The following is an 11,830-nucleotide window of genomic DNA, read 5'->3' on the forward strand; positions in this document are numbered from 1 at the left end:
GCGACGCTGACCGTGGTAATCAATGATGGCGGCAATACAGGCGCAGGCGGTGGGCAGGATATTCTGGTCGGCACCACGACCCTGAATATCGCAGCGATCAATGACGCCCCTACAATGGATGGCCTTGACAGCGTTACTGTGGAAGCAATCGAAGGTACCCCGTCCAATGTGGACATGTCTGGGGTGACCATTTCAGATGTAGACGCCAACGGCGGTGAAATTACACTTTGGCTGGACCCGGGCGAGGGGCAGTTGATCGTGGCTGAAGGGGCTGGCGTGACGCTCGGCAGCGGCGATGGCGCCCATTCGGTAACGGGTACTATCCCAGCATTGACCAGCTATCTATCAAGCCCGGAAAACATCCAGTATCTCAATGAAACGGGCGAAGACGCGACAGATGGCATTCTTGTCTACCTTAGTGACAATGGTAATACCGGCACCGGGGGCGGAACGCCCAACCTGATTGGTTCAATCGAACTTGCGGTGACGCAGGTCAATGATGACCCCGTGATGACCGCCTTGCCGGCCACAATCAATGTGACCGAAGACGTTGCGAGCAATATTGACCTTTCTGCCGCCACCTTGTCTGACGTTGATGCCGGGTCAAACCCGATTACCTTGACCCTCAATGTGGACTCAGGAACGCTTGCAGCCAGTGACGTAGCTGGTGTGACCGTGGCAGACAGTGGAACCGCGCAGATTACATTGACCGGTACTGTCTCTGATCTGGACGAGTATCTCAATACTGCGTCCAATATCCAGTATACTGGGGCTGAGAATGATGACACGTCGGCGACGCTGACGATCGGCGCCAACGATGGTGGTAACGTTGGTACCGGCGGCGGTCAGGATGTCACCCTTGGCACCATCGCCATTAACATTGATGGCGTGAATGATATGCCAACCCTCTTGGGGCTGCCAGAAGCACCAATTACCACTGATGAGGGCGTGCTAGTCAATATTGACCTGTCCGATGCTGTGTTGGCGGATGTCGATGCCGGTGATGGCGAAGTGTCTGTGTATCTTTTGCCAAGCGCAAACGGTGAGATCTTCCTGGCGGAAGGCACTGGGGTCACCGTACAAGTGGGTGATGGCTTTGGTGAAATCACGGGAACTGTTGACGACATCAATACTTATTTGTCGGATCCAGCGAACATCCAATACCTGAATGACAGTGAAAGAGACGTTTCTGATACAATCAGCATAAGCGTGAATGACCATGGAAACTCCGGCTCTGGGGGTGGCGTGGCCTTCAGCATGGGAAGCATTGTTGTCAATGTTCTGGCTGTAAATGATGACCCGGTCGCTGTGGATATGCCAACCAGCATTTCAGTAACGGAAGACATCGCAAGCGATGTTGATTTCTCCGGGATGACTATTTCAGATGATGCAGGGGTTGACGACAATATCACCATTACCTTGAACGTGGATGCCGGTACACTTGACGCAGTTGATGCCAACGGCGTGACAGTATCGAATGGCGGTACCGACACGATCATTCTGACGGGGACCGTTTCCAACCTTAATGGGTACATGGGTACGGCGTCGAACATCCAATACACCAGTGCCGAGAATGATGACACTTCCGCAACTCTGACCATCATCGCAAACGATGGCGGCAGCCTTGGCCAAGGCGGTGGTGGGAATGTGACCCTGGGGACAGTCGAGCTTTCCATCGATCCGACAAACGATGCCCCGACCAGCACAGATGCAACGCTGACCTTTGGTGAAAACAGCGACTTCACGCTCAATCAAAGTCACTTCGGCTTCGAGGATGTCGACAGCGGTGACGCGCTTGAGGCGGTTCGGATCGACACACTTCCGGCTTCAGGCACCCTTCAGCTGGATGGTGCTGGTGTAACAGCAGGCGATGTGATCACGGTCGCCGATATTGATGCCGGACTGCTGACCTACAGCCCGCCTGCCGACACAACAGGCCAGGCTGTGGCCAGCTTCACCTTCACGGTGAATGACGGTGACACTTTCGCCGAAGCTTCCAGCACCATCACCTTTGACGGCGAACCGAACACCGCCCCAACATTGTCCCTTGCAGACACCACGATTGACCATGTGGAAGGTGCGGGTGCCAGCCATCTAGATGCTGCTGCCATCCTTGAGGATGCTGACGGTGACAGCGATTTCCAGGGCGCGACACTCACGGTGCAGGTAACCGGGCAGGCTGATGCGGATGACCAGCTTTTCCTATCGGACGACAATGGAACCGGGCCGGTGATCACGGTAAGCGGCACGGATGTGCTGGCGGACGGTGTCGATGTTGGCGACGTGAACATGGATGGTGGCCTGGCCACCGGGGACGCGCAGCTTGTCATCAATTTTGATGAAGATGCGACGCAGGAAATTGTGCAGGAAGTCGCAAGGGCATTCGTTTATGAAACCACGTCTGACACCCCAAGCGGTGACGCCAAGACGGTGACTGTGACCCTGGCTGATGCCCACACGGCAATGGCGACTGATAGTGTGCAGGTATCCATCACGGAAACGAACGATGATCCTGTAGCCGCTGGCCTGCCAGCGATATTGGGTGTGAAGGAAGACACTCAAAGTGAAGTGGACCTTTCCGGCATTACACTGGCTGATGATGCAGGGGAAAACCCGATTGTACTAACCCTTTCTGTGGCGTCCGGCATTCTTGACGTCACGGGAGAAAGCGGCCCGATAACTGTAAGCGGGGAAGGTACGTCCACCATCACGCTTGAGGGGACGGTGGAAGCCTTGAACAGCTACATCTCGGACGCCACCCGTTTTGTCTATCTCGGGGCCGAGAATGACGACACGTCCACCACGCTAACGCTGTTGGCAAACGATGGTGGCAACTCTGGCACCGGTGGCGGTGAAAATGTCACGCTGGGCACTATCGCCCTTGAAATTGGGGCGGTGAATGATGCGCCGACGGGTGCAGATAACCAACTGACCTTCACGGAAGATACCAACTTCACGCTCCAGGCCTCGCATTTCGGCTTCGCCGATGTTGATGGGGACACACTGCAGACTGTCAGAATTGCGTCGCTACCGGATAGCGGCACGCTGACACTTGACGGGACCCCGGTGTCTGGTTCCGACGATATTGCCGTGGCAGACATCCAAGCTGGCCTGCTTCGGTATCAGCCGGAGGCAGGTGTCACCGGGGATGACGTAGCATCCTTCACCTTCTATGTCGGTGATGGGAAGGATCTCTCGGACCAGGAAAACACAATTACCTTTGACGGTCAGGAGGCCTCATCTGGTGGTGGTTCCGGTAGTGGCGGTTCCTCTGGTGGCGGGTCCACGCCTGATCCTGAGCCGATCGACCAGAACTTGGGCGACAATGGCGGGACGGCTGTGGGGAGTGACCTTGCAGATACCATCTTGGGCGGTGCTGGCGACGATACGGTCAGCGGCGGTGCCGGGGATGATATCCTGCCAGGGGGTGACGGGTCTGACGTCATCTCAGGCGGGACAGGCAATGATGTGCTCTATGCCGGCGCAGGCGATACCGGTAATGACACGCTCGACGGTGGTGAAGGGGCAGATACCGTTGGTGGGGGCGCCGGGGATGATGTCCTGTCAGGTGGCTCCGGCAATGATATGGTCTTTGCCGGTCTGGGCAATGATGTCGTCGCGGGAGGCGACGGTGCCGATCTGGTCTTCGGTGGTATGGGTGATGACCTTATCGGAGGTGGCGACGGCAGCGACATGCTCTTTAATGGCGGCGGGGCTGATACGGTTGATGGCGGTGCCGGAGATGATGAAATCTGGGCCGGCGCGGGCGATGACCTGCTCACGGGCGGTGCCGGTGCCGACACCTTCATGTTCGGCGCAAACTCCGGCAACGATACGATCACGGATTTCTCAACTGCTGACGACCTCCTGGACCTTCGTTTCACCGTGACCGATTTCGCTGACGCCTCAGCCGTTCAGGCCGCGGCCAGCGATGCGACCCAGAGCGGTGTTGATGGTTTGCTGATCGACCTGGGTGGTGGGCAGAGCGTCTTCCTGCAGGGATTATCGATGGCTGATTTTGCCAGTCTAGATATCACTCTTTAACGCTTTGCAAATGACCTTCGGGCCATTTGCAGTGGCGGAGTGACAGCTCCCCCCAGCACCCTCCGCCACAGATAATTTTGGGTGTAGAGTTACTAGTTCATCTTCCGCCGCGCCCGCTTAACTGGCCCAATCTGTACCAACCATTTGTTTGGCAGGTTGGGCCTTTTTCTGAGTCGAAAGCTTTGCCCCAGCGCGTGGCGGTAACCCGGAAATATCTCCACCGGATTTCCATTAGGGACATTGCGTGTGCCGGATGGGACACGAGGCGGGTTCTGGAAGACAAGCGCCTTTGCTCCGTGAAAAATCAGGGACCAGTCGCCCGAGAGCGGCGTGTTGCTAACGGGATGCGAGGTAAGCGATGTCGACAATAACGGTATTGAACACGAATGACAGCGGTCCAGGCAGCTTGCGGGAAGCTCTTGCGGTCGCGGTTGATGGTGACGAGATTGTCTTTGACGCGTCGCTTTCGGGCCAGACCATCACGCTTGCGAGCGAGCTTCATGTCGCGGTGGGTGTGTCATTGAGCGGTGATGTGGACGGCGACGGCAGGGCCGACATCATCCTGAGCGGCAACGATGCGGTACGGGTTCTGACTGTGGACGCCGGAAGCGCCGTAGTCACGATTGAACACCTGTTTCTGGTGAACGGCAATGCGGGAACGGGGCAGGGCGGCGCGCTTCATGTCGCAAGCGGCGATGTCACCTTCTCCCATGGTCATATCTATCATTCTTCCGGGGCAGAAGGCGGCGGTGTCTATAATGCGGGCACGCTGACGCTCGACGGGGCCACGGTGGCCCACAACGCCAGCACGGGCGACGGCGGCGGCATCTTCAATGATGCGGGCACACTGACGCTCCAGACTTCGACGGTCGCAGACAACCACGCCCAAGGGGAAGGCGGTGGCGTCGCGGTCTATGGCGGTGAGGCGCTTGTCAGCCACAGCACTATCAGCGCCAATATCGCGAGCGGCCCCGAGGGTATTCACGGCCTTTACCTGACAGATAACAGCGTTGCGGGCGTTGCGGCGGATGTGTCGGTTGGGCATACGATCCTTGCAGACAATATCGGCAACTATGACGGGGAAACCCATGATGTAGGCGGCGGGGCCATCAATAGCCTCGGTTATAACCTCTTCTCAAGCCGGGGCGGGCATGCGGTGGACGGGGCCGATGCCACGGATGTGTATGGCGAGGCCTTCCTGGGATCGCTCGCGGACAATGGCGGCGCAGTGGAGACCATGACGCTCTATATGCAGAGCGATGCGCGGAACGCGGGGGACGCAGGCTTTGCCAGCAGCGAGCCAGACCAGAATGGCAATGCGCGTGTGGCGGGTGGTGCTGTCGATATCGGCGCGGTTGAAATGCAGAATGCGGTCGTGACCTACCATGTATCGACCACCGGCGATGACGACACAGGCGATGGCTCGGAAGCCAACCCGTTCGCCACCATCCAGCATGCCATTGATCTCGCCAACAATGCGGACGACACCTATATCGAGGTTGCCAGCGGGCTCTATAACGAACATCTGGTGATCCGCGACAAGGCCAACATCTCAATCTCTGTCGAGGATGCGGCGGACGGGCCGGTACAACTGTGGAACTATCACGAGGAACTGGCGCAAACGAACAGCGGCGCCTGGACCTTCGCAGGTGTGTTCCCGGGTCACGCAGAGAACCCGGCCGTCTATAACGACCATAATTTTGCTGTCTGGTATGTGGATGTGCCGGTAGACAGTGTTGGCTCCAACTTCAACCGCCACGCACCTATCCTGAAACTCGACCCTGACGGCGAGGCCTCGCGCGAGATGACGGTGGACGGTGCCTATAACTTCATTCACGCGGTCTATAATTCGACAGACGCGGGTGTGCTTCTGGTCGATAATGGCATCAGCCCCGAGGACTTACTTGCCAATACAAAAGACGCCGCCGAATTCTATTCCGACTTCGACGGCGACGGCATGGCGCGGATCTATATCTATACCAACAACAAGGATGCGGCGGTCGAACTTGGCATGACGGAAGCAGACCTGTCATCAAGCACGCCGAACCCCAATGAAATCCCGGTCTATGTGGGCGGCGCCTACGAAGAGACGCTTTTTATTCGCGAAAGTAGTAATATCTTCATCGACGGCCGAGATGAGAATGGAAATGGTCAGCATATCGAGTTCGGCATCGGCACCCAGTCGGCGGTGCATCTGCGGTACGGCAATACTGGCGTTGGCCTTGTGGGGCTGGATATCAATGACGCCCGATATCTTGTATATGCCGAAACCAACAACCGGGAGCCTCTGAAGGACTTTTTCGTCTATGGCAACCAGCTTGACGGCAACCTGCCCGAAAATATGGCCTGGTATCATGTCAAAAGCAGCTACAGCTCCCACGGCACCCAGGTTGGGCGCGCCGGCGAAAATATCGACGATTATACCAACCCGCCCAAGGGTGACTATGACTACCGCGTCATGGAGACGTCAGGCATCCGCATCATCGGCTCCAGCACGTACGATGTCGACAATGTCCGCATCTATGACAATGACCTCGCGAACACGTTCGACGGCATCAATGTCAGTGCCGGGGCGGTGGGCGACAATGGTGTCCTGATCCATAATAACTTCGTCAGCGCCTCGCAGGATGACGGGATCGATATCATCGGCTTGTCCAACACACCGGTGTTTGTGTTCGCCAACCATATCTATGATGTGAAAACCGGAATTTCCTATTTCCCGGCAGAAGAGGGCGGCAGCGGCGGCGACACCGGCTGGTTCAGTTTCTACAACAACACCATGACCACCGACCGGATGAAGTCGGACTATCATAATTTTGAGACGGGCGAATTCGTCTTCGACGACGCATCCTGGACCATCAAAATTCCCAATGAAGCCGATGGTGTTCGGGTTTATGGCAACAGCTTCTACGATAGTACCGGCAATTTCATCTATGCCAGCAATCAGCTGACGCAAAGTACCAATGACCTGATGTTCGTGCGCAACTTGTTCCTTTCGGGCGACAATGGCGTAATCAACGAAAGCGGTCTCGCCGACTATGTCACCTACCAGAACAACCTGTTCTGGAGCCTGATCATGGATACGCCCGACGGGGAAGGGCGCGTCTACTATCATGATGTCGATGGCGACGGGAATAACTATGAGCGTTGGGCAGACTTGGTGGCCAGCGGCAACCTGCCCGCCACCTGGACCGGCAATGTGGAAGGAGACCCGTTCGTCACCTTCACGGGCAGTGAGGCATTCCCTGCCTATCTGGCGCTGGGCGCTGGCAGCGCGGCTTACGGCCTGATCAACGGCGCGACGCCATCGCCCTTCCTGCCGCTCACCTGGGCGGGCGCGACCGAGATCAACCGCCAGATCACGGTGGGGGCAGAGCCCTATAACCAGGCGCCGGTGATAGGCACGCAGGCCGACATGGACGCGACCGTCGGGGCGGCTTTCAGCCTGTCGGTGGCGCTTCTGGCGACAGATCTGGATGCCGGGTTCCTGGCTGATAATGATAGCGTGACCTATAAGGCGGCAATGGCGGACGGCTCCGCTCTCCCTGACTGGCTGCATTTCGATGCCCGTACCGCCAGCTTGTTCGGCACACCGGCCAGCGGCGATGTAGGCGCGGTTCATGTGCGCATCACCGCAACAGATGATGACGGCGCTCAGGCCTCGACTGATTTTTCCCTCACGGTATCCGTGGCGAATACATCGCCAGTATTGGACCTAGCCGATGATGCCTCTGTCTATCCTGAATATGGCGCGCCGATACCCCTGGATGCCGCCGCCATCATTGCCGATGCCGATGGCGATAGCGACTGGGTGGGCGGCAGCCTCAGCATTCAGATCACGGGCGGGGCTTATGCCAGCGACCGGCTGTTCCTTGACGATAGCAATGGTACAGGCCCGTTACTGACTGTCTCGGGGCAGGACCTGCTGGCGGACGGCGTCGATGTAGGGGACCTGAACAATGTCGGTGGTGCCGTGATGGGGGGCGACACGCTGGAGGTCATCTTCAGTGAGGGCATTACTGGTGACATCGTGCAGGAGTTTCTGCAGGCGATCTGGTTCGAGGCCCTGTTTGACGGGGATGATTCATCCTTCCTGACCCGCACTGTTTCCGCAACCGCGACAGATGCCCACGGGGAAACCGGATCGGACAGCCGTGACATCGTTGTCGAACCCATAAATGACGACCCCGTTATGGCAGGCCTGCCTGAAACCCTGACAGTGGCTGAAGATACACTCAGCTTCCTAGACCTTTCCTCCGCGACGCTCACGGACGATTCCGGCCCCTATCTGATCGACGTGACGTTGAGTGTTGGGACGGGCACACTAGTGGCGAACTCCTCCGCCGGTGTGTCCGTCTCAGGCTCGGGGACAGATGCTCTGCAATTGACGGGAACTGTGGCGGATATCGATGCCTATCTGGACGATACAGAGGCACTGCAGTATCTCGGGGAAGCCAACGATGATGGTGCAACCATACTGACAATCGTGGCCAATGATGGCGGAAACTTGGGTGTCGGTGGCGGCGGTGACGTGCTTCTGGGCGAGGTCGAGATCGATATTCTGGGCGAAAATGATGCGCCCCTCAATGATGGCCGAACACTGACGCTCAATGTCGGCGCGCATGTGACGATTTCCGAGGACGCTTTGGGCTTCTCGGATCCTGACGGCGACACCCTTGACGGCATCCGGATCAACAGCTTGCCGGAAAGTGGTCAGCTCGTTTTGCTTGGACTTGGTTCCGATGCCGATACAGCCGTGCCGCTGGCTGTTGGCGATTATGTCGATGCGACAATGCTTGAAACCGGGCGTCTGGTTTATCAGGCGCCAGATAGCCAGTATGGGCCTGGCGTAGCGTCATTTGGCTATACAGTCAGTGACGGCAGCTTGTTTGCCACGGCAGGCAGTATGGTCAGCTTTGATATTCGAGCAATTCAGCCGCCTGAGGACAATAGTGGATCAACGGATAGCGGAGGGACTTCGAACGGTCAGATATCAAGTCCTTTGGACATGGTCCTTGATGGCGATGGCGGGCGCGTTACAGGAACCGATCTTGATGACCGCATCTTCGGCGGCGCGGGGGACGACACGATCGATGCTGGCGCGGGCGACGATAAACTGCTGGGCGGGCAGGGGGCCGATCACATCAAGGCTGGCGGCGGCAACGACCGGGTGTTTGCCGGGAGAGGCGATCAAGGAGACGACACGCTTGAGGGCGGCTCTGGTGCTGACCTTGTCGGCGGTGGTGCGGGCGCCGACCATATTGACGCAGGCGGCGGCAATGATCAGGTCTTCGGCGCAACCGGAGATGACGTCATCATTGGCGGTGGCGGCAATGATCTGATTTTTGGTGGCAGCGGCAACGATCTGGTTGAGGGAGGTAGCGGAGACGATACGGTCTGGGCTGGTGACGGCAACGATACGCTGGGCGGCGGCAGCGGAGCTGACACGTTCATATTCGGCCGGGTGAGCGGCAATGACATCATCACCGACTTTGATCTCGCTGAGGACAGTTTGAACCTACGCTATGCTTTGGTGGATTTTGCCAATGTCGACGCCGTTGTGGCAGCGTCATCAGAAACCGTCTTGGCCGGTCAGCCAGGCCTGTTGATCAACCTCGGGGGTGGGAACAGCGTGTTCATCGAGAGCATGACTGTGACAGACCTCTCTGAAATGACACTAGTGATATAATATTTCGGCTGGAACTCAGGGCTTATTGAGGGCGCTCAGTTGAAAACGACAAAAAATGTGAGGAAGTAATGAAAAACAAGACAGAAAAAAACGGTCACAGCCTGTGGGGCTTTTGTATGGTCTGGCTACTGGTCGCGCTGAGCGGTTCAGTATTTGCGACTGATGCGCCTTACACCGTCGAGGAAATCCGGGAACGGGCTGGTTGGCAGGCAGTTGAGCTTGATCTTGAGGTTGATCTGACAACGGCAATGCCAAGCTATAGCGGGACCATTCGGCTAAGGCTTCAGAAAGATCAAAGTCTTGGCCCTGTCCTGCTTCTCAATAACCGTGAAGCCGGCATGGGCGACTTCCGCGTGTGGTTGAAGAGCGCCGGAGCAGACAAGCTTCCCGACCACCAAATCGAAAATGACATCGAGCATCCTGGGGGGCGGGCATCCTCCTTGTCCATGATCACATTTGAAAAGCCGTTGGAAAAAGGCGCCGAGATTGAGGTTCAGTTCACCTATCATCTTGCACGTGAATTGGGGCAAATTTTTCACCGGACTAAATCCAGCTATGCGAGTTGGGTAACGCTCTGGTATCCGCTGGCCGTAGAGGATAGTCCTGCATTGGTGTCGCGGCCTGCCTTGTCCGTTCCGGGGATGACACGCTTCCAAATGCCCGCGGGCTGGAATGTGCTTTCCAACGGCCGTCTTTATGCAGATGAGACAGACGGTGGAAAGACGCTACAGTCCTGGCGTATGGATGATCCGGTCGCCCGAAGCTATATGGCGGGTCCATTTACGGTCTCGCGTGTCACCGTAGGCGAGAAAGAAGTCGCCATGTATATGTTGGGCGCCAGCCAAGAGGTCGTGGATGCCAACAGCAAACAACTTGCTCAGACCATTGATGTTCTGCAGCGATATTTTGGGCCTTATCCTTTCGAAACCTTTGGTGTCGCCGAATTTCCAGACGAAACAACAGACTATTTTGGAGCGGCCTCTGAACAAGGCTTCATCGTTGCCAAAAGCTCATATTTCGAAAGCGAGGGGGGATGGGCGCTTTTTGCGCATGAGGCCGGGCATGCCTGGTGGGGGAACAAGTTTGGTTGTAGGGGGCAGGGCGCAAGTTTGTGTGACGAGGCTCTGGCCCAGCTTGGTCCTGTTCTGGTTGCGCAAGAGATTTATGGCGAGCAGGCCATGCGAGATCTGCTCGACGTTTCGGTGCCAGGGTTCACGGTGTATGCGTCCGCAAGAGGTTATTTTGCAATGTGGCGATCAGGGGAAGACATTGCCCTTGATAGCATTGGTCCTGAAGCGGGCTGGCGACTTACAAGGCTTGAGGATTCAAAGGGGATGTGGTTCTGGCATATGCTGCGACAGAAGCTGGGTGATGACGTATTTTTTCCCGTCTTGCAGGAACTCGCGAACAGTGGTCAGTTTCTGGAACTGGAACAGCTTGAGACTGTTTTTGAACAGCATTCCAACATGGACCTGACGGCGTTTTTTGCACAGTGGCTGACACGTAAGGGCGCTCCCATCATCGATATGACATGGGAGGTGGTGAACCCAATGGTGGCGCCGGACTATATGGATGGCGAATATGAGGCCATCATCGCATTAGCTGAAGATGGTGAAAAAGAGGTGAGGGTCGATTTGGTGCAGCGCCAAGACGAGCTCTATAAGCTAGATGTGGAAGTTGAAATTCAATATTACCACAAACCGGTGGAGCGAAGAGTGATTCAGCTCAATGAAAAGCACGCTCAATTGGTTTTCAAAACCGATGGCAATGTCAGGAACATTACCGTTGACCCTGATCGGAAAATACTTATGTGGCGTCCGGCATATGGACCCAGACCAATATTTGATGGGCAAATTGACAAATAGGGTCGTCCAGCCAACGTTCAAAGCCTGATGTCCTAATCATGGTGACATCGGGCCTGTTGCCGCTTTGGGTCACTACGGGCCTTTGCGAGGAGAAACTTGGAGGTCTCCTTACGGAGCAAGAGCAGTCACTTCCACTGTTTTCAAAATTTTCCATTTCAGCTGAGATAGCTTCAAAATATTCCTGAATTGCTGAGATTGCTTTCCACTAAGCGTGAGATTTCCGGTCTAATGT

At 56.5% G+C, this 11,830-nt stretch carries 3 protein-coding genes; all 3 read left to right on the top strand.

Going from position 1 to position 11,830, the window contains the following annotated elements; all coding sequences use genetic code 11:
* Nucleotides 1-4,044: beta strand repeat-containing protein (locus B3Z17_RS00040; protein ID WP_286828040.1), on the top strand; the 4,044-nt coding region annotated here is incomplete at its 5' end.
* Between the two features lie 358 nt (nt 4,045-4,402).
* Nucleotides 4,403-9,733: a putative Ig domain-containing protein gene (locus B3Z17_RS00045; RefSeq protein ID WP_286828041.1), complete on the top strand. Its 5,331-nt coding sequence runs from the start codon at nt 4,403-4,405 to the stop codon at nt 9,731-9,733.
* Between the two features lie 68 nt (nt 9,734-9,801).
* On the top strand, nt 9,802-11,598 hold the full coding sequence (locus B3Z17_RS00050) for a hypothetical protein (protein ID WP_286828042.1): 1,797 nt from the start codon (nt 9,802-9,804) through the stop codon (nt 11,596-11,598).
* Nucleotides 11,599-11,830 lie beyond the last annotated feature (232 nt).

This window comes from Kordiimonas sp. UBA4487 (assembly GCF_002389025.1).
In the GTDB taxonomy this organism is placed as follows: domain Bacteria; phylum Pseudomonadota; class Alphaproteobacteria; order Sphingomonadales; family Kordiimonadaceae; genus Kordiimonas; species Kordiimonas lacus.

What these genes read in the sequence shown, in the direction of transcription:
- B3Z17_RS00045 (WP_286828041.1), top strand. Translation starts at nt 4,403, where the DNA reads ATGTCGACAATAACGGTATTGAACACGAATGACAGCGGTCCAGGCAGC.
- B3Z17_RS00050 (WP_286828042.1), top strand. Translation starts at nt 9,802, where the DNA reads ATGAAAAACAAGACAGAAAAAAACGGTCACAGCCTGTGGGGCTTTTGT.